Origin of the sequence: Georgenia sp. M64 (genome assembly GCF_038049925.1) — a bacterium.
GTDB lineage: Bacteria > Actinomycetota > Actinomycetes > Actinomycetales > Actinomycetaceae > Georgenia.
In genome coordinates this window covers 1,865,315-1,884,080 of sequence record NZ_CP145809.1, presented here as the reverse complement: position 1 = coordinate 1,884,080, position 18,766 = coordinate 1,865,315, and the positions used below count along the sequence as shown (strand labels likewise).

At 73.8% G+C, this 18,766-nt stretch carries 21 protein-coding genes; 13 read left to right on the top strand and 8 right to left on the bottom strand.

Annotated elements, in window-relative coordinates:
- Positions 1 to 9: 9 nt before the first annotated feature.
- The 3 genes from AAEM63_RS08560 (at position 10) to AAEM63_RS08550 (ending at position 5,716) form a co-directional block, all read left to right on the top strand.
- A complete protein-coding gene (locus AAEM63_RS08560; protein ID WP_341361115.1) occupies positions 10 to 2,802 on the top strand; it encodes a DEAD/DEAH box helicase in 2,793 nt (930 codons plus the stop codon).
- 407 nt (positions 2,803 to 3,209) lie between these two features.
- Entirely contained in the window at positions 3,210 to 4,958 is a 1,749-nt protein-coding gene (lnt, locus tag AAEM63_RS08555; RefSeq protein ID WP_341361114.1) for an apolipoprotein N-acyltransferase, read from the top strand.
- A complete protein-coding gene (locus AAEM63_RS08550) occupies positions 4,955 to 5,716 on the top strand; it encodes a polyprenol monophosphomannose synthase (protein WP_341361113.1) in 762 nt (253 codons plus the stop codon). The genes lnt and AAEM63_RS08550 overlap by 4 nt, the downstream gene beginning before the upstream one ends.
- 85 nt (positions 5,717 to 5,801) lie before the next feature.
- Here the strand turns inward: AAEM63_RS08550 and AAEM63_RS08545 are convergent, their stop codons facing one another.
- A complete protein-coding gene (locus tag AAEM63_RS08545) occupies positions 5,802 to 6,152 on the bottom strand; it encodes an RNA polymerase-binding protein RbpA (protein ID WP_123918627.1) in 351 nt (116 codons plus the stop codon).
- A 280-nt stretch (positions 6,153 to 6,432) separates the two neighbouring features.
- On the opposite strand from AAEM63_RS08545, the gene AAEM63_RS08540 reads away from it, so the two are divergent.
- From AAEM63_RS08540 to AAEM63_RS08530, 3 genes are read left to right on the top strand one after another with little or no spacing between them, the layout of a single operon-like run.
- Positions 6,433 to 7,002, top strand: coding sequence for a biotin transporter BioY (locus AAEM63_RS08540; protein ID WP_341361112.1), 570 nt, complete (start codon positions 6,433 to 6,435; stop codon positions 7,000 to 7,002).
- A gap of 5 nt (positions 7,003 to 7,007) precedes the next feature.
- Complete coding sequence (locus tag AAEM63_RS08535; RefSeq protein WP_341361111.1) at positions 7,008 to 7,784, top strand: alpha/beta hydrolase family protein; 777 nt, start codon at positions 7,008 to 7,010, stop codon at positions 7,782 to 7,784.
- The gene (locus AAEM63_RS08530; protein WP_341361110.1) at positions 7,781 to 8,167 is read left to right on the top strand and encodes a VOC family protein; all 387 of its coding nucleotides are present in this window, start codon (positions 7,781 to 7,783) and stop codon (positions 8,165 to 8,167) included. The genes AAEM63_RS08535 and AAEM63_RS08530 overlap by 4 nt, the downstream gene beginning before the upstream one ends.
- Before the next feature lie 21 nt (positions 8,168 to 8,188).
- On the opposite strand, the gene AAEM63_RS08525 is transcribed toward AAEM63_RS08530, so the two are convergent.
- Positions 8,189 to 8,590, bottom strand: a complete 402-nt coding sequence (locus AAEM63_RS08525) for a hypothetical protein (protein WP_341361109.1) — start codon at positions 8,588 to 8,590, stop codon at positions 8,189 to 8,191.
- A gap of 95 nt (positions 8,591 to 8,685) precedes the next feature.
- Between AAEM63_RS08525 and AAEM63_RS08520 the strand changes: the two genes are divergently transcribed.
- The 5 genes from AAEM63_RS08520 to AAEM63_RS08500 all read left to right on the top strand — a co-directional run bounded on the left by AAEM63_RS08520 (position 8,686) and on the right by AAEM63_RS08500 (position 13,555).
- A complete protein-coding gene (locus AAEM63_RS08520; protein WP_341361108.1) occupies positions 8,686 to 9,411 on the top strand; it encodes a hypothetical protein in 726 nt (241 codons plus the stop codon).
- Between the two features lie 118 nt (positions 9,412 to 9,529).
- Complete coding sequence (locus AAEM63_RS08515) at positions 9,530 to 9,949, top strand: helix-turn-helix transcriptional regulator (RefSeq protein ID WP_341361341.1); 420 nt, start codon at positions 9,530 to 9,532, stop codon at positions 9,947 to 9,949.
- 5 nt (positions 9,950 to 9,954) lie between these two features.
- Positions 9,955 to 10,365, top strand: a complete 411-nt coding sequence (locus AAEM63_RS08510; RefSeq protein WP_341361107.1) for a VOC family protein — start codon at positions 9,955 to 9,957, stop codon at positions 10,363 to 10,365.
- 34 nt (positions 10,366 to 10,399) lie between these two features.
- Complete coding sequence (locus AAEM63_RS08505; RefSeq protein WP_341361106.1) at positions 10,400 to 12,796, top strand: excinuclease ABC subunit UvrA; 2,397 nt, start codon at positions 10,400 to 10,402, stop codon at positions 12,794 to 12,796.
- Between the two features lie 96 nt (positions 12,797 to 12,892).
- Positions 12,893 to 13,555, top strand: coding sequence for a histidine phosphatase family protein (locus tag AAEM63_RS08500; RefSeq protein ID WP_341361105.1), 663 nt, complete (start codon positions 12,893 to 12,895; stop codon positions 13,553 to 13,555).
- Positions 13,556 to 13,598: 43 nt separating this feature from the next.
- Here the strand turns inward: AAEM63_RS08500 and AAEM63_RS08495 are convergent, their stop codons facing one another.
- From AAEM63_RS08495 to arr, 5 genes are all read right to left on the bottom strand, one after another.
- Positions 13,599 to 14,216, bottom strand: a complete 618-nt coding sequence (locus tag AAEM63_RS08495; protein ID WP_341361104.1) for a maleylpyruvate isomerase family mycothiol-dependent enzyme — start codon at positions 14,214 to 14,216, stop codon at positions 13,599 to 13,601.
- On the bottom strand, positions 14,209 to 14,643 hold the full coding sequence (locus AAEM63_RS08490; protein WP_341361103.1) for a VOC family protein: 435 nt from the start codon (positions 14,641 to 14,643) through the stop codon (positions 14,209 to 14,211). Before AAEM63_RS08490 ends, AAEM63_RS08495 begins: the two co-directional genes overlap by 8 nt.
- A gap of 196 nt (positions 14,644 to 14,839) precedes the next feature.
- Positions 14,840 to 15,547 (bottom strand): VOC family protein, encoded by a 708-nt coding sequence (locus AAEM63_RS08485; protein WP_341361102.1) that lies wholly within the window; start codon positions 15,545 to 15,547, stop codon positions 14,840 to 14,842.
- A 133-nt stretch (positions 15,548 to 15,680) separates the two neighbouring features.
- A complete protein-coding gene (locus AAEM63_RS08480; protein WP_341361101.1) occupies positions 15,681 to 15,866 on the bottom strand; it encodes a hypothetical protein in 186 nt (61 codons plus the stop codon).
- Positions 15,867 to 16,007: 141 nt separating this feature from the next.
- Positions 16,008 to 16,433: an NAD(+)--rifampin ADP-ribosyltransferase gene (arr, locus tag AAEM63_RS08475; protein ID WP_341361100.1), complete on the bottom strand. Its 426-nt coding sequence runs from the start codon at positions 16,431 to 16,433 to the stop codon at positions 16,008 to 16,010.
- 245 nt (positions 16,434 to 16,678) lie between these two features.
- On the opposite strand from arr, the gene AAEM63_RS08470 reads away from it, so the two are divergent.
- The gene (locus tag AAEM63_RS08470) at positions 16,679 to 17,038 is read left to right on the top strand and encodes a YciI family protein (RefSeq protein WP_341361099.1); all 360 of its coding nucleotides are present in this window, start codon (positions 16,679 to 16,681) and stop codon (positions 17,036 to 17,038) included.
- A 54-nt stretch (positions 17,039 to 17,092) separates the two neighbouring features.
- Positions 17,093 to 18,238 (top strand): DUF6596 domain-containing protein, encoded by a 1,146-nt coding sequence (locus tag AAEM63_RS08465; RefSeq protein ID WP_341361098.1) that lies wholly within the window; start codon positions 17,093 to 17,095, stop codon positions 18,236 to 18,238.
- A gap of 74 nt (positions 18,239 to 18,312) precedes the next feature.
- Here AAEM63_RS08465 and AAEM63_RS08460 read toward each other — a convergent pair whose 3' ends face one another.
- Positions 18,313 to 18,696, bottom strand: a complete 384-nt coding sequence (locus tag AAEM63_RS08460; protein ID WP_341361097.1) for a DUF2695 domain-containing protein — start codon at positions 18,694 to 18,696, stop codon at positions 18,313 to 18,315.
- Positions 18,697 to 18,766: the final 70 nt, after the last annotated feature.

The window sequence follows — 18,766 nt, the reverse complement described above, 5'->3', positions numbered from 1 at the left end:
TGTTCCGGTATGACCTCACCGGCGGAGCGGTACGCCGCGGCGAAGCGCCGCCAGCAGGCCGAGCGCAGCGAGCTGGGGCGGTTCCGTCGCGGCCTCGCCTTCGAGCTCGACGACTTCCAGGTGCGGGCGTGCGAGGCGCTGGAGTCCGGGCACGGCGTCCTCGTCGCCGCCCCGACAGGTGCCGGCAAGACGGTCGTGGGGGAGTTCGCCGTCCACCTCTCCCTCGCCACCGGGCGCAAGGCGTTCTACACGACGCCGATCAAGGCCCTGAGCAACCAGAAGTACCTCGACCTCGTCGCCGCGCACGGCCGCGACCGCGTCGGCCTCCTCACCGGCGACACGACCATCAACGGCTCCGCGCCGGTGGTGGTGATGACCACCGAGGTCCTGCGGAACATGCTCTACGCCGGCTCGGCCACCCTCGACGGCCTCGGGTTCGTCGTCATGGACGAGGTGCACTACCTCGCCGACCGCTTCCGAGGACCGGTGTGGGAGGAGGTCATCATCCACCTCGACCCGTCCGTCCAGGTGGTCTCCCTCTCCGCGACCGTGTCCAACGCCGAGGAGTTCGGCGACTGGCTGACGATGGTGCGCGGCAACACCGCGGTCGTCGTCTCCGAGCGGCGACCGGTGCCGCTGTGGCAGCACATGATGGTGGGCCCCCGGCTGCTGGACCTGTACTCCGCCCACGTCGACCCGACGGACGTGCGCGCCGACCCCCCGCTCAACCCCGACCTCGTCGACGCCATCCGCCGGGCGCAGCGCACCGGCAGCGCCCGTGCGCTCCCCGGTCGCCGGTCGGACGCCGGGCGTCGCTCGGGTCCCCGGCGGGGCCGCGACCCGCTGCCCGGGCGGGTGCGGCCCGCCCCGCGGCCGGTCGTCGTCGAGCGCCTCGACCGCGACGGCCTGCTGCCGGCGATCGTGTTCATCTTCTCCCGCGCCGGCTGCGAGGCCGCGGTGCGTCAGACCCTCGCCGCGGGGGTGCGCCTGACCTCGGCCGCGGAGGCCGCCCGGATCCGCGCGGCCGTCGAGGCCGCCACGGCCGCCGTCCCGCCGGAGGACCTCGCGGTGCTCGGCTACGACGCATGGGCGCTCGCCCTCGAGCGGGGCGTCGCCGCCCACCACGCGGGCCTGCTGCCGGTGTTCAAGGAGACCGTCGAGCAGCTCTTCGCCGCGGGCCTGGTCAAGGTCGTCTACGCCACCGAGACCCTCGCGCTGGGGATCAACATGCCCGCCCGGTCGGTCGTCCTCGAGTCGCTCGTGAAGTGGAACGGCAGCGCCCACGTCCAGCTGACCCCGGGGGAGTACACCCAGCTCACCGGTCGGGCGGGGCGCCGAGGCATCGACGTCGAGGGCCACGCCGTCGTGCTGTACTCGGACGAGATCGACCCCGTCGCCGTCTCCGGCCTGGCCTCGCGCCGCACCTACCCGCTGCGCTCGGCGTTCCACCCCACGTACAACATGGCGGTCAACCTCCTGGGCACGATGTCGGTCCACCAGGCCCGCCAGGTGCTGGAGACCTCCTTCGCCCAGTTCCAGGCCGACCGCGGCGTGGTGGGCCTGGCCCGGCAGGCGGCCCGCCACGCGCAGACCCTGACCGAGTACGAGCGGGCCATGAGCTGCCACCTCGGCGACTTCGCCGAGTACGCCGACCTGCGCCGGCGCATCAAGAACCGCGAGGCGGACCTGTCCCGGGAGCGCTCGCACGCCCAGCGCTCCGACGCGCGCCGGTCGATGGCCGCGGTGCGGCGCGGCGACGTCGTCTCGTGGGCGCGCGGGCGCCGGCTCTCGCACGGCGTGGTGCTCGAGACGCTCGAGGGCTCCTTCGCCGGGCCCGAGCTCCGCCTCCTCACCGACGAGCGGCAGGTCCGCACCCTGTCCACCACGGAGGTGCCGCACGGGGTGGAGGTGGTGGCCCGGGTGCGGGTGCCGAAGAACTTCAACCCCCGCAACCCCGCGCAGCGCCGTGACCTCGCATCCTCGTTGCGCAACGCCCTGGGGCGCGCCCCGACGGACGTGCCGCGCGGGCGGCACCGCCCGCCGGCCACCGGCGACGAGTCCCTCTCACGCCTGCGTGAGGAGCTGCGTGCCCATCCCTGCCACGGGTGCGCCGACCGCGAGGACCACGCCCGCTGGTCGCAGCGGTGGGCCCGGGCCAAGGAGGAGCACGAGGAGCTCCTGGGGCGGATCGAGAGCCGGACCGGCTCGATCGCCGCCGACTTCGACAAGGTGGGCGCCATCCTCGCCGAGCTGGGCTACCTCCGCGAGGTCGAGGGCGGCAACCTCGAGGTCTCGGAGGAGGGCAGGTGGCTGGCGCGCCTGTACGCGGAGAAGGACCTCCTGCTGGCCGAGTGCCTGCGGACCGGCGCCTGGGACCACCTCGGGTCGGCGGAGCTGGCCGCCGTCGTCTCCACCACGGTCTACTCCTCCCGCACCGAGGAGCAGCGTGGCCCCGGACCGCTGCCCGGCGGGCGCAACGGGATGCTGGGCCAGGCGCTGGACGCCACGGTGGGTCTCAGCGCCCGGCTGGCCGAGCTCGAGCGCGAGCACGGCGTGCGCGTCACCGACCCGGTGGACCTCGGCCTCGTCGGCGCGGTGCACCTGTGGGCGCGGGGGGAGACCCTCGCCGACGTCCTACGGGTGGCCGAGCTGGGCGCGGGCGACTTCGTCCGGTGGTGCAAGCAGGTGCTGGACGTGCTCGACCAGCTCGCCACGGCCGCACCGTCGGCCCGGATGGCCCAGCGGGCGCACGAGGCGATGGGTCTGGTCCGCCGGGGCGTCGTCGCCTGGTCGAGCGTCTGACCCCGGTCCGCGACACGCACGGTCACCGACACGCCGAGGAGTCGGTCCGTCCCGTCGGCCGTGACCTGCGCCGTCGACCCCCACCTGCACCGACGCGTGGTTGTCTCCGTGCGCGCCCAGGCGCTAGGTTCGTGCCCTGTCCCTCCGCCGAGCAGGCACACCACGACGGGCTCCGCTGTGCGTACCGGCTCGTGAGGAAAGCAGTGACCAGGCCCGCGTGCCCCGTAGAAAACGCCCGGCCCCGCCTCGGCGGGGCCCGACGGTCCGAAGGGCACGCGGGCCTGGCGCCGCGACGCAGCCCACGTCGCCGAGGCCCCGTGCACCGACGCCGGGGCCCGGTGCCCCGACGCCGGAGCCCTCGGGCCCCGGCGACCGAGCGGGTGCGGCGGCGGACCTAGACTGGGCCGGTGGCCCCCGACTTCCCCCGGCGCAGGTGGACCCTGCTCCTCGCCGCCGCCGGCGGCCTCAGCCTGGACACCGCCTTCCCGGACCGGTCGTGGTGGCCGATGGCCTACGTCGGGATCGCCCTGCTCCTGCTCGCCCTGCGCCGCGACTCCGCACCGTGGGGCTTCGTCGTCGGCACGGTCGCCGGCCTGGGGTTCTTCCTGCCGCACCTGTGGTGGGCGAACGAGGCGGTGGGCGAGCCCATCGGGTGGGTGGCGCTCTCGGTCGCCGAGGCGGGCGCCATCGGGCTCTTCGGTGCGAGCTGGGTGCTCGTGCGGCGGATCCCGTGGGTGGCCCGGCACGGGTGGGCCCGTGTCCTGGCCGTCGCGGTGCTGTGGGTCGCGGTGGAGCAGCTGCGGTCGAGCTGGCCCTTCGGCGGGTTCCCGTGGGGCCTCCTGGCCTTCTCCCAGACCGACGCCCCGCTCGTGCGCGCGGCGTCCCTGGGCGGCACCACCGTCGTGAGCCTGCTCGTGGTCGTCGTCGGCGCGCTCCTGGCCCTGGCGGTGGTGCACCTTCGCACGTGGCGGGTCGGCTCCGCCAGCGCGGCGATCGTCCTCGCCGCCGTGATCCTCGCCGGTCCGTGGCTCGTCCCGCTGCCGTCACGTGCCGAGGCGGGGACCCTGCGGGTGGGCGCGGTCCAGGGCAACGTCCCCACGGCGGGCGCCGAGGCGACGTCGCAGGCCCGCGAGGTCGCGGCCAACCACGCCGCCGGCACGGAGGCGCTGCTCGGGCAGAGCGCACCGGGAACCCTGGACGTCGTGCTCTGGCCCGAGAGCGCGTCCGACATCGACCCGCGCACCGACGCCGACGTCGCCTCGACGGTCGACGCCGCGGCCCGCGCCGTCGACGCCCCGATCCTGCTCGGCACCCAGCGCTACGTCGACGACCCCGACCAGGAGGGCCTGCGGATCCGCTACAACGAGATGGTCCTGTGGGAGCCGGGCGGCCCGACGGGCGCGACCTACACCAAGCAGCACCCCGTCCCGTTCGGGGAGTACATGCCCTACCGCGACTTCTTCCGGAGGTTCACCTCCGCCGTGGACCTCATCACCGTCGACATGGCGGCCGGGACCGGCACGGGGCTCGTCCCGGTCCCGGTGGACCGGCTCGGCCGCGAGGTCCCCGTCGGTGTCGGGATCTGCTTCGAGGTCGCCTACGACGACCTCATCCGCGACGCCGTCACGGCCGGGGCGGAGATCCTCGTCATCCCGACGAACAACGCCTCCTTCGGGTACACGCAGGAGTCCACCCAGCAGCTGGCGATGTCGCGGTTCCGGGCGGTGGAGCACGGGCGCGCCGTCGTCCAGGTCTCGACCGTCGGCGTCAGCGGGATCATCAGCCCCAACGGCGTGGTCATGGACACCACCGAGCTGTTCACGGCGGCGCAGATGACCGAGGCGCTCCCGCTGCGCACGACGACGACGCTCGCGGCCCGGCTCGGCGGCTGGCCCGCGGCGGCGGTCGAGATCGTCGCGGCGCTCGCGCTGCTCGCCGGCCTAACCACCACCGTCCGCCTCCGCCACGAGGCGCGGCAGCAGCGGCGCACCGGCGGGTCCGGCCGGGGCAACGCGGCGGGCCGGGGCGGTAGGTCGAACGGCAGAGGCCGCGGCAACGGCGCCACGACGGGCAGGACCGGCGTCGGCCGGGGACCGGCGCGGCCCGCGGAGAAGGCCGCGGCCGGCCGCCGGCCGGGAACGAGGTCGACGCGGTGAGGACACTCGTCATCGTCCCCACCTACAACGAGCGGGACACCCTCCCCAAGGCCGTCAGCCGGACCCGCGTCTCGGTGCCCGAGGCCGACGTCCTCGTGGTCGACGACGCCAGCCCCGATGGGACCGGGACGGTCGCCGACGCCCTCGCGGCGGACGACCCGCACGTACACGTCCTCCACCGCACCGCCAAGGAGGGGCTGGGGCGTGCGTACGTCGCGGGCTTCGGCTGGGCGCTCGAGCGTGGCTACGACCACGTCGTCGAGATGGACGCCGACGGCTCGCACCGGCCCGAGGAGCTGCGCCGTCTGCTCGACCGGGCCCACGCCGACGACGCCCCGGACCTCGTCCTCGGCTCCCGGTGGGTGCCCGGGGGAGAGGTGGTCAACTGGCCGGCGCACCGCGAGCTGCTCTCGCGCGGCGGCAACCTGTGGGTGCGGCTCGCCCTGGGGCTCGGGGCGCGCGACGCGACGGGCGGGTTCCGGGTCTACCGCGCCGACGCGCTGCGGCTGCTGCCGCTGCAGGACATCGAGTCGCAGGGCTACTGCTTCCAGGTGGACATGACCTGGCGGCTCCAGCGGGCGGGCGGGCACATCGTCGAGGTCCCCATCAGCTTCGTCGAGCGGGCCGAGGGGAGCTCGAAGATGAGCCGGGCCATCGTCCTCGAGGCGCTGTGGCGGACCACCGCGTGGGGGGTGGCCCACCGGACCGGTCAGGTGCGCGACGCCGTCGTGGCACTGGTCGGTCGCCGGTCACGCTGAGACCTCGGCACGGGCGACGCGCGAGGGCCCGCCAGGTGCTGACCTGGCGGGCCCTCGGTGGTGCGCCGTCGTGCGGCGCCGGTGGTCAGGCGCTGCGGCGACGTGCCTGGCCGCTGCGCAGCAGCTCCAGACGCTCCTCGAGAAGGACCTCGAGCTCGCCGATCGAGCGCCGCTCGAGGAGCATGTCCCAGTGGGTGCGCGGCGGCTTCACCGGCTTCTTGGGCTCCGGCTTGGTGGCGTCCAGCAGGAGCGCCTCCTTGCCGCAGCGGCACTCCCACACCGGGGGCACCTCGGCGTCCGCCGCGAACGGCAGCTGGAAGCTGTGACCGTCGGGGCAGGTGTACCTGGCCATCATCCGGGGGGCGAAGTCGACACCCTCCTCGGACTCCATGCTGTTGGCACCGATCTTCATGCCGCGCAGTGAGCGTTCCGCCATGTGATTCTCCCTCGCTCGTCACTCGTCCGGGGACCGTCCTGCCGCCCGGGTCGCGGCGGTCTGAGGACCCACCGCCCGCTGTGTCTGTCATGTCCAACGCCGCCGCACCCCGTTGTGTTCCAGGAGAGCCGTGCCGCCCGTGTGAGGTGGCTCCCACGCCGGCACACGAACGCCCACGAGCGGCCGGCGGGCGGGACGGCACGGACCGGGGGAGCGGGGGACCGCCCGGTTCGGGCATGCTAGGGCCCGCCCGTGCCCGTCCAGCCCCCGGGAGTCACGCATGTCCGCCACCACCGCCGTCCTCGCCGACGCCCTGCCTGCCTCCCGCGCCCGCGACGTCGCCCTGGTCGTCGGCGGGGCGGCCCTGGTCGCCGTCGTCGGCCAGATCGCCGTCCCGCTGCCCTTCACGCCCGTCCCGCTGACCCTGGGGACCTTCGCGGTGCTCCTCGTGGGCTCCGCGCTCGGACCGGCGCGCGCCGGGGCCGCGATGTCGCTCTTCCTGCTCGCCGCCCTGGCGGGCGCCCCGGTCCTCGCCGGGGGCGGCTCCGGCTGGGCCGCGGCCTCCTTCGGCTACGCGCTGGGCTACCTGCCTGCGGCGCTGCTCGCGGGAGCGCTCGCCCGGCGGGGGGCGGACCGCTCCGCCGGCCGCATGGTGGCCGCCGCGATCGCCGCGACCGCCCTCGTCTACGCCGCCGGCGTGCCGTGGCTCATGGGTTTCGCCGACATCTCCCTCGAGCGCGCCCTCGTGCTGGGCGTCCTGCCCTTCCTCGTGGGTGACGTCGTCAAGGCCGCTGCGGCCGCGCTGCTCCTGCCGGGCGCCTGGCGCCTGCTCGGGACGTCCGGGCGGTAACGGCCTTGGCCCTCCTGCGCTGCGACTTCTTCTCCGACGTCCTCGGGGTGGGGACGTCGATGTCGATCATCCTGCCCCAGCCGACGTCGGCCCAGATCGGCCTGACCGGCACGGCCACCGATGCCGAGCCGCCGGTCCTGTACCTCCTGCACGGCATGAGCGACGACGCGACCACGTGGGTCCGGCGCACCTCGATCGAGCGCTACGCCACCGAGCTCGGCCTCGCCGTCGTCATGCCCCAGGTGGGCCGCAGCTTCTACGTCGACGAGCACCACGGCTCCCGGTACGGCGAGTTCGTCCAGGACGAGCTGCCCGCGCTGGTCCAGCGGTTCGTCCGCGTCTCGGACCGTCGTGAGGACACCTTCGTCGCCGGGCTGTCGATGGGCGGCTACGGCGCGTTCCGCTGGGCGCTGGACCGGCCCGAGCGGTTCGCCGCCGCCGCGAGCCTCTCGGGCGTCCTCGACCTCGCGGGCCTGCGGTCCGCCCGTCCCGATCTCGAGCCCGTGTTCGGGCCGGGGCCGGTCGCCGGGACCCGCCACGACCTCGTCGCCCGGCTCGCCGACGTCGACACCGCCACGGTGCCGCGGCTGTGGGCGGTGTGCGGGACGGAGGACGAGCTCCTCCCCGGCAACGAGAGGTTCGTCGCCGCCGCACGGGCCGCGGACGTCCCCCTGACGTGGTCCGCGGGTCCGGGTCGGCACGACTGGGCGTACTGGGACGCCCGCATCCAGGACGTCCTCGCCTGGCTCCCGCTGGCGCACAGGAAGGACACGACCTCATGACGCACGTGCCGATGGTGACCGTGCTGGTGCGCGACTACGACGAGGCGATCGCCTTCTACACCCGGGCCTTCGGGCTGAGCCTCCTGGAGGACACCGCGCAGGGCGGGGGCAAGCGGTGGGTGGTGGTCGGTGCACCGGCACGCGGCGCGGGCCTCCGGCTGGCCCTGGCCCGCACGCCGGAGCAGCTCGCCCGGGTCGGCGACCAGCTCGGCGGCGGCGTCGGGTTCTTCCTCCACGTCGAGGACTTCGACGCCACCCTGGCCTCCGCCCTCGAGGCGGGCGCCGAGGCGACGGAGACACCGCGGGACGAGCCGCACGGCCGGGTCGTCATCCTGCGCGACCTGTACGGCAACCTCTGGGACGTCATCGCGCCGCCCTCCTGAGCGGCCGCGCCGGCGGTACGGTCACGCGGTGAACAGGGCCTGGACCGGGGCCACCGGTGTGATCGTCGCGGCCCGGGCTGCCAGGTCCGGATCGACGGTGACCAGGGCGTCCGCCTGGAGCCGGGCGATCGCGAGGTACTCGGCGTCGCGGAGGCCGTCCCAGCCGTGCTCCCGCGCGATCTGCCACGCCATACGACGCGACACCCGGTCACCGAGCAGCCGCATCCTCAGCTCCGTCATCCGCTCGTGGCGCTCCAGGGCCTCCTTCTCGGTGCGTGCGCCGCGCCGCACCTCGCCCAGCAGCAGCTCCAGCGCCGCCGAGTGGATCGACCTGGGCGCGACGACCTGGTGGCCGGGGTGCACGGGCCGACCGGCGTCCACCAGGTGCAGCAGGGTCGGGGCGTCGATCGCGTAGCGAGCCATGCTGCAGCGTAGACATCCCGTGGTTCGGGGGGCACCGGTGCGCTCGCCCCGCGTGGCGCCACGGGCGCGAGCACGACGGCGCTAGCGTGCACAGCGTGACACTGCTCGTGCCGCACCGGTTCCGTGGCCCGACGACGTCCGGCAACGGCGGGTACACCGCGGGTGTGCTCGCCGCCCACCTCGGCGCCGGCGTGGGTGCCGTCACGGTCACGTTGAGGCTCCCGCCGCCGCTCGAGACCCCCATGGTGGTCGAGCCCGACGCCGCCAACGACGGCGTGACCCCACACGGCGTGACCCTCCGCCTGGGCGACGACCTCGTGGCCGAGGCGACGCGGGCCCCGGCTGCCGATCTCGTCACGGTCCCCCCGGTCGGCCCCGAGGAGGCCGCGGAGGCCTCACGCACCTACGCGGGGCTCCGGCGTCACCCCTTCCCGGAGTGCTTCGTGTGCGGGACGGCGCGCGGGGAGGACGCCATGGGCCTGCGACCGGGGCGCATCGACCACGGCCGGACCGCCTGCGTGTGGGCCGTCGCGCCGGACCTGGCCGGCCGGCCCGAGCTCGCGTGGGCCGCCCTGGACTGCCCCGGCGGCTGGGCGGCGCCGATCGAGGGCCGCCCCATGGTGCTGGGGCGGATCACCGCCGAGGTCCCGGGCACCACCCGGCCGGGCGAGCGCTGCGTCGTCATGGGCCAGCTCCTCGCGACCGAGGGCCGCAAGTCGTTCACCGCCACGACCCTCTACGGCGAGGACGGGAGACTGGTGGGTCGGGCCCGGTCCACCTGGATCGCGGTCCCCACCACCGCGGACGGCACCGTGGCGTGACGACGCCCGCGCCGCCCCTGGATGAGGCCCGCCAGGACGTGGCACGATCGTCCGGGTGAGCACCCGGGCTGACGCCGCACGGTCACGCGAGCTCGCGCAGCAGCGCGACGCTGCGCAGCTGCGCGACCTCGCCCTGCTCCGCCGGGTCCGCGACCGGATCGACCGCGAGTACGCGCAGCCCCTCGACGTCGAGGCGCTCGCCCGCGGCGCGAACATGTCCGCCGGGCACCTGAGCCGGCAGTTCCGCAGGGCCTACGGCGAGTCGCCCTACGCCTACCTCATGACCCGGCGCATCGAGCGCGCGATGGCCCTGCTGCGCCGCGGCGACCTCAGCGTCACGGAGGTCTGCTTCGCCGTGGGCTGCTCCTCCCTGGGGACGTTCAGCACCCGGTTCGCCGAGCTGGTCGGGGTGCCGCCCAGCGTCTACCGCCGTGAGGCGGGCCCGGCGACGACCGGGATGGCGCCGTGCGTCGCCAAGGCGGTCACCCGACCGGTCAGGAATCGAGAAGCGTCCTCGGCCGGGCCGCGCCTACGGTGAGCGACATGGACCTCACCATTCACCAGAGCTTCCTCCCGCACACCGACCCCGACGCCTCTCTGGCCTTCTACCGCGACGTCCTCGGCTTCGAGGTCCGCGGCGACGTCGGGTACAAGGGGATGCGGTGGATCACCGTCGGTCCCGCGGGCCAGCCCGACACCTCGATCGTCCTGCACCCGCCCGCCGCGACGCCGGGGCTGACCGACGACGAGCGCCGCACCATCTCCGAGCTGATGGCCAAGGGCAGCTTCTTCGGGGTGAACCTGGCCACGCGCGACCTCGACGGCACCTTCGGGCGGGTCGTGGCCGACGACGTCGAGGTCGTCCAGGAGCCGACCGAGCAGCCGTACGGTGTGCGTGACTGCGCGATCCGCGACCCCTCGGGCAACCTCATCCGCATCCAGGAGCGGCGCTGACGGACCGAACGACCCCCAGACCGGACGGAGAGCCATGAGCACGGCCACGAGGACCGACGGGGTGCGCGAGACGCACGTCGCCGACACCCACGACCTCATCCGCGTGGAGGGCGCGCGGGAGAACAACCTCAAGGACATCCACGTCGAGATCCCCAAGCGCCGGCTCACGGTCTTCACCGGCGTGTCCGGCTCGGGCAAGAGCTCCCTGGTGTTCGACACCATCGCCGCGGAGTCCCAGCGGATGATCAACGAGACCTACTCGGCCTTCGTCCAGGGCTTCATGCCCACCCTCGCGCGGCCCGACGTCGACCGGCTCGAGGGGCTCACGACGGCGATCATCGTCGACCAGGAACGGATGGGGGCCAACCCGCGCTCGACCGTGGGCACCGCCACGGACGCCAACGCCCTGCTCCGGATCCTCTTCAGCCGGCTCGGGAGGCCGCACATCGGCTCGCCCAACGCCTTCTCCTTCAACATCCCGACGGTGCGGGCCAGCGGGGCGATCACCGTCGAGCGGGGGGAGCGGACCAAGGCCGAGAAGGCGACGTTCACCCGCCTGGGCGGCATGTGCCCGCGCTGCGAGGGGATGGGCTCGGTCACGGACTTCGACCTCACCGCGCTCTACGACGGGACCAGGTCGCTCAGCGAGGGCGCCCTGACCGTGCCCGGCTACAGCATGGACGGCTGGTACGGGCGGATCTTCGCCGGGGCCGGCCTGCCGATGGACAAGCCGGTCGGGACGTTCACGAAGAAGGAGCTGCACAAGCTGCTCTACGCCGAGCCCGAGAAGATCAAGGTCGAGGGGATCAACCTCACCTACGAGGGCCTCATCCCCAAGATCCAGAAGTCGATGCTGTCCAAGGACCCGGAGGCGATGCAGCCGCACATCCGCGCCTTCGTGGACCGCGCGATCACGTTCACCACGTGCCCGGAGTGCGACGGCACGCGGCTGAGCGCGGAGGCCCGCTCGTCGAGGATCCGGGGGAAGAACATCGCCGAGCTCTGCGCGATGCAGATCAGCGACCTGGCCGGCTGGGTCCGCGAGCTCGACGAGCCCTCGGTGGCCCCGCTGCTCACGGGCCTGCGGCACCTCCTGGACTCGTTCGCCGAGATCGGGCTGGGTTACCTCTCGCTCGACCGGCCCGCGGGCACCCTGTCCGGGGGAGAGGCCCAGCGCACCAAGATGATCCGCCACCTCGGTTCCTCGCTCACCGACGTCACCTACGTCTTCGACGAGCCCACCATCGGCCTGCACCCCCACGACATCCAACGGATGAACACCCTCCTGCTCCAGCTGCGGGACAAGGGCAACACGGTCCTCGTCGTCGAGCACAAGCCCGAGACGATCGCGATCGCGGACCACGTCGTCGACCTCGGTCCGGGCGCCGGCACGCACGGCGGCACCGTCTGCTTCGAGGGCACCGTGGAGGGGCTGCGGGGGAGCGACACCGTCACCGGTCACCACCTCGACGACCGGGCGCGGCTCAAGGACTCGGTGCGGACGGCCGCGGGCACGCTCGAGGTGCGCGGGGCGGCCACGCACAACCTCAAGGACGTCGACGTCGACCTCCCGCTCGGGGTGCTGTGCGTGCTCACCGGCGTCGCCGGGTCCGGCAAGAGCTCGCTCATCAGCGGCTCGGTCACCGGCCGTGACGGCGTGGTGGTCATCGACCAGGGTGCGATCCGCGGCTCCCGCCGGAGCAACCCCGCGACGTACACCGGGCTGCTCGACCCCATCCGCAAGGCGTTCGCCAAGGCCAACGGCGTCAAGCCCGCGCTGTTCAGCTCCAACTCGGAGGGGGCCTGCCCCACCTGCAACGGCGCCGGCGTCATCTACACCGACCTGGGCGTCATGGCCACGGTCGAGTCCACCTGCGAGGAGTGCGAGGGCAGACGGTTCCAGGCGGCGGTGCTGGAGTACACGCTGGGCGGGAAGAACATCGCCGAGGTCCTCGCGATGTCGGTGACGGAGGCCGAGGACTTCTTCGCGGACGGCGACGCGCGCACGCCCGCCGCCCACAGGGTCCTCGGCCGGCTCGCCGACGTCGGACTGGGCTACCTCAGCCTCGGGCAGCAGCTGACAACGCTGTCGGGCGGCGAGCGGCAGCGGCTCAAGCTCGCCAGCCAGATGGGGGAGAAGGGGGAGATCTACGTCCTCGACGAGCCCACCACGGGCCTGCACCTCGCCGACGTCGAACAGCTGCTCGGGCTCCTGGACCGGTTGGTCGACTCGGGACGGTCGGTCATCGTCATCGAGCACCACCAGGCGGTCATGGCGCACGCGGACTGGATCGTCGACCTCGGGCCCGGCGCCGGGCACGACGGCGGCCGTGTGGTCTTCGAGGGCACACCGGCGGACCTCGTCGCAGGTCGCTCCACCCTCACGGGGGAGCACCTCGCCGCGTACGTCGGCGCGGACCGGTCCCGGTAGCGGCCCGTCGCCGGCGCGCCTGTGCCCGGCGGTTCGGGAGATTGGTCAGCTCCGTGGCGGCGCGCCGGAGGTGACCCACGGGGGATACTCGGAACCATGCGCCTCGTTCTCGTCCGGCACGGGCAGACACCGTCCAACGTCGACCACCTGCTCGACACCGCCGAGCCCGGCCCGGATCTCACCGACCTCGGCCGGCAGCAGGCGCTCGCACTGCCGAACACGCTCGGACCGATCGGCATCGAGGCCATCTACGCCTCCACGCTCGTGCGGACCCAGCAGACGGCCGACCCGCTGGCACGTGCGCTCGGGCTCGACGTCCAGGTCCGTCGCGGGCTGCGGGAGATCACCGCGGGCGACCTGGAGATGGCCGGCGACGAGCAGTCCGTCCAGACCTACCTGTCGATCGTCCTCGGGTGGGCCGACGGCGCACCGCACGCACGCATGCCCGGGACCGACGAGGACGCCGCCGCCGTCCTGGGCCGGTTCGACGAGGTCGTCGAGGAGGTCGCCGGCACGGGCGTCGGGGTCGCGGCCCTCTTCAGCCACGGCGCCATGATCCGCGCCTGGGCCGCTGCGCGCTGCCACAACGTCACCGTCGACTTCGCGGCGCAGAACGCGGTGTCGAACACCGGTGCGCTCGTCCTGTCCGGCCGGCCGGGACGCTGGCGGGCCGAGCACTGGCAGGAGCAGGCCCTCGGTGGCGCGCCCCTCGAGGACCCGGCCACGGACGGCGCCGCCGCGGAGCCGCTGCACCACTGAGCCGGTGAGCCGGCGAGGCATGTCACGCGCACGTACCCACGCGCTACCTCGTCAGGGCGTCAGCACCTGGACCGGTGAGCTCGTGCGGACCCACCGGCCGGCCGGAGACCGCCAGGAGCAGGGCGATGGCCGTCCCGTGCACCTCGTCGCCCGCGCCGAGGCGGAGGTCCGTATCGGTGGCCACCATCCGCAGCCGCTCGGCCCGTTCCTTGCCGCCGCCGACCCGGACACTGGTTCTCGCCTGGTAGCGCAGCGCGTCGGCCACGTGGACCGGTGGGTAGTGGCGACGGATGCCCAGCGGGCGGCGGATGTCCTCCCCGTGGACGAACGCCTCCACGAGCCGGGTGGCCGGCGGCGCCGGCGCACTCGTGGTACGTCCGCTCACCGTCCGAAAATCCGCCAGCGTGCAGCCGGGGTCCTCGGACCGCGCCCGGGCGACACCGCGGGCGTTGACCTTGTCGAAGTCGAGGCCGGCGGCGATCAGGTCGCGCACGAATCCCAGGCGGGTCGTCCGGGCGTCGTTGACGAGGTGCGCCAGGACGTCGTGGACGTCCCAGCCCGGGCACAGCGACGGGGTGGCCCACTGCTGCGCCGAGAGCGGGTGCAGGTCGCTGATCAACGCCGCGCGCTCGGCGTGGACGACCGGCCAGACGTCACTCATCGGGCTCGCCCTGCGCGTGACGGTCGTCGTCGCCCTCGAAGCCGACCAGCCAGTGGAGACCGTACCGGTCGACGACCTGGCCGTCCGTCGCGCCCCAGGGCCGAGGCTGCAGGTCGTCCACGACCCGGCCGCCCGCCGCGAGCCTGGAGAACCAGCTGCGCAGGACCGACGGGGACGAGGTCCCGAGCAGGGACAGCATCATCCCGTCACACCTCAGCGGGGGCTGGTCGCCGGCGGCGTCAGCGGCGAAGAGGACGACCGGCCCGTCCGCGAGGTAGCCGTGCGCGACGGCGTCGGCCGGACCGTCGGTCCTGCCGAACTCCTCGAAGGTGTGGAGCCGGACGTCGCAGCCGAAGACGTCCCCGTAGAAGGTCAGCGCCTCACGTGCGGTGCCCGGGAGGTGGATGTACAGCGTCGGTGCGGTCATCCGGCCGATGCTATCGACCCAACCTCGTGCGGACCCCAGCAGTGCCCTCTGTCGCTCGGTCACCGACATCCGATAATGGACGTTATGTCAGATAGCGGATTGGTGCCGGGTCTCAGATGCACCGATGCCCGCAGACCGCCCCACTTCCCCGTCAGCGACCCACTTCCCGGTCGGTGACGACGGGACGGTGGCCTCCTCAGGCCCTCGTCGCGGCCGAGACGTCGACGCACACGACTCCCGTGTTGCCGTCCTGGTCGGCGATCACGGTGAGCGAGGGCGCGTTGCTGTCGTCGACGACGGTCCCGCCCGCGGCGACGGCGGCGGAGATCCGTCGCTCGGCCACCTCGGGCGCCACATAGACCTCGAGGTGGAACCGCTGCCGTGGCGTCTCGTGCTCGTCCGCGTCCCCGAACCACAGGTTCGGGACCCGTCCCGTGGCGTCGCGGATCTCGTCGCTGGGAGACCCGCGGCCCTGGGCCTCGGCGCTGCCGGTCAGCAGGGCGGCCCACACCGGGGCGATGGTCGCGGAGCGCGCCGTGTCGAGGCCGAGCTCGATGTGGCTGACCGAGGCCGGGTCGGCAGCGATCCTCTGGTCGGCAGCGATCTCGGTGATCCGGCGCGCGAGGTCGACGTCTCGCTGGGTCACCCACTCGACGAGGTGCTCGGTGCCCTCGCCGTCACGGTAGACGGCGTCGGCGCTGATCAGCCTGAGGTCGACGTAGCCTCTGCCGATCGAGACGCTCGGGTGGTGTGCGAGCGCGTCCCCCGCCTCGCTCACCGCGGCGACGAACCGGGCGCTGGTGCCGAAGTCGTCGACCAGGTAGCGGGCGTGCAGGCCCTGCGCGAGCTTGCGCCAGTCGCTCAGCCCGGCCTCGGCGATCTGGTCGCCCCTCAGCATGTCCATGGACGGGGAGAATATGCCTGACCCGCCCGCAGCGCCGGCAGTTGGGCGGTCGGACCTGCCGCTCTTGCCTGCGCCTGCCGACGCACCGGCGTGTCGAGCTCGGACCGGGGCGACCGGAGACCCGGACCTGACGTCAGTCGGACACCCGGTTGCCGTAGCGCCCGAGGACCAGCAGTCGTCGGAAGGGCTCCGACATCCTGTCCCACGGCATCATCGGCGGCGCACCGTCGCGCTGGCGCCGCTCCTCCCACTCCAGCCACATCAGGTACGCGGCCTCGGCATAGGTGAGCGCCGCCTGTTCGGTGGTGGTCGTTGTCATGTCCGCCCGCCTCCGTCGTGGTGCCGGTCTGCGCCCGGCCCCGTCGCCTACTCGGTGTGGCGCTCCCCCATGAGCACCGGCCATCGACGATACGGATCACCCCACCCTCCAGCACGGACCACGCTCGGCGTGTCGGGCCGCTCAGTCGATCGCCTCGACCCCGAGCCGCTCCAGCTCCTCCAGGTGCTCCCGCATGCGCTGGAGGACCTCGGGCGCATGCCCGGCCCAGTCCGTGACCTCGCCGACCACGCGCAGCGGCTGCCGGGTGCGGTACGACCGCGTCGGGTTCCCGGGGAACCTCTTGTCCGTCAGGTTGGGGTCGTCCTCGATCGGGCCGGTGGGCACCACACGGTAGATCCTGCCCCTCCCCTCGCCCACCGCGAGCTCCGCTCCCCAGGTGGCCGCATCGAGGGTCGCGGTCAGGTAGATGAAGCTCGACCGTCGTCGACCGCCGTAGTTGGAGCTGTAGCCGGGCTCCAGCACGTCCCCCGGCTCCAGGTCGGCCTTCGTGCCGTGGTAGAACGGGCCGGGATCCTGGGCACCTGAGAAGTCGGGTCCGTTCGCCATCCAGCACCCCCGCGCTCTGTCCGTCGACGGCGCCCGCCACCGTGCCACCCCGGCGGAGCCGTCCCTCCCGGGCGGACGCAACCCGCACCTGCCCGGAAGCCGTTCTCGTGCCGCACGATACCCGTGGGCCGCACCGGCGCCGCCCCGAGCCGGAACGCCCACCGGGCGATGTCGAGAACGCATCCTCGGCTCCGTCCCCGGGGTGAGCACGGCCACAATGGGCCGTACCGAACCGAGGAGAGACCATGGCCAAGTACCTGCTGCTCAAGCACTACCGCGGCGCCCCGGCGGCGGTGAACGACGTGCCGATGGACCGCTGGACACCGGAGGAGATCTCGGCCCACATGCAGTACATGCGCGACTTCGCCGACCGGCTCGAGGACGCCGGAGAGTTCGTCGACGCTCAGGCCCTCTCCCCCGAGGGCACCTTCGTCCGCTACGACGGCGAGGGGCGGCCACCCGTCACCGACGGCCCGTTCGCGGAGACGAAGGACCTCATCGCCGGGTGGATGGTCATCGACGTCGACAGCTACGAGCGCGCTCTCGAGCTCGCCGGCGAGCTGTCCGCGGCGCCGGGCGCCGGCGGCAGGCCGATCCACGAGTAGCTCGAGCTGCGCCCGTTCCTCACGGCGCCGCCGACCGTCACGGAGTCACCGTCGGTGGACGAGGCCCTGCTGCGGAGCCTGACACCTGCCGTCATCGGGATCCTCGGCGGCCGCGGAGCGAGCTTCGCGGCCGCCGAGGACGCGGTCCAGGAGGCTCTGCTCGAGGCCCTGCGGGTGTGGCCGGCCGCCCCGCCGCGGGACCCGAAGGCCTGGCTCGTCACCGTCGCCTGGCGCAAGCTCCTCGACGAGGTGCGCGCCGAGGCCTCCCGACGTCGCCGCGAGGTCAGGGTCGACGCCGAGCCCGCGCCCGGACCGGCCACGGGGACGGACGACACGCTCTGGCTGTACTTCCTCTGCGCCCACCCCTCCCTCTCCCCCACCTCGGCCGTGGCGCTCACGCTCCGGGCCGTCGGCGGCCTCACGACACGTCAGATCGCCCGGGCCTACCTCGTCCCCGAGGCGACCATGGCTCAGCGGATCTGCAGAGCCAAACGGACGGTCGCGGATGTCCGGTTCGACCGGCCAGGCGACCTCGGCACCGTGCTGCGCGTGCTCTACCTCGTCTTCAACGAGGGCTACTCGGGCGACATCGACCTCGAGGCCGAGGCCATCCGACTCACCCGTCGGCTCGCCGCGATGACCGAGGACGAAGAGGTGGCGGGCCTCCTCGCCCTCATGCTGCTCCACCACGCGCGTCGGCCGGCACGGACCGGCCCCGACGGCACTCTCGTCGCGCTGCGGGAGCAGGACCGGAGCAGCTGGGACACCGCGATGATCGCCGAGGGTGTCGGCGTGCTGCAGGCCGCGCTCGCCCGCGACCGGCTGGGCGAGTTCCAGGCACAGGCCGCCATCGCCGCGCTCCACGCCGACGCAGCATCCGTGGCGGAGACGGACTGGGTGCAGATCGTCCAGTGGTACGACGAGCTGGTGCGACTCACCGCCAGCCCGGTGGCCCGCCTCAACCGGGCGGTCGCGGTCGGTGAGGCCGACGGCGCACGAGCAGGACTGGCGGCCCTCGAGGGACTCGACCCCGCCCTGCCCCGGCACACCGCCGTCCGTGCGTACCTCCACGAGCACGACGGCGACCTGGCGGGAGCGGCACGGCTCTACGCCGAGGCGGCTCGGCTGACGCCCAGTCTCGCCGAGCGCGAGCACCTCACCCGCCAGGCCGCGCGGCTCCGCGCCCTCGAGCGGGCCTGAGCCCCCGCCGGCCGGTTGCCCGCGGTGACGGCCCGCGGCCGCCGCGCACACCTGTGGCGACCGCCCGGGACCCCTCACCGCCGACGTTCCGCCCACAGGCTGCACGGCCGGGTCGAACCCGTGCGGACGCCCCGGCAGCCGTCGACCTCCTCGGGCCACCGCGAGTCACCGGTCGCGGGATCCACGACGGGCTCGACCGTGACGTCCCAGCCGTTGAGGAAGATCTCGCAGTCGCAGTAGGCGCCGCGCCGCCCCAGACGCTCGAGGAGCCGGTACGCCCGCGGCGCCCGGACCTCACGCCAGCGGCGTGCCCACCGCAGCGAGCAGTCGCACCCGAACTCCACGAGCATCCGGTTGGTGAAGCACTGCAGGCACTCCCCCGGACCTGGCTCGGTGAGGCCCTGCGCAAGCTCCGCCAGCTCGATCTCGAGCGTGCCGATCCCGTCGTCGACAGTCATGTCCCACTCCCCTGGCTCGCGGGGCCGAACCGAGAGTTCGAACCTCTGTGCGAAGCCTGTCAGAGGGGTC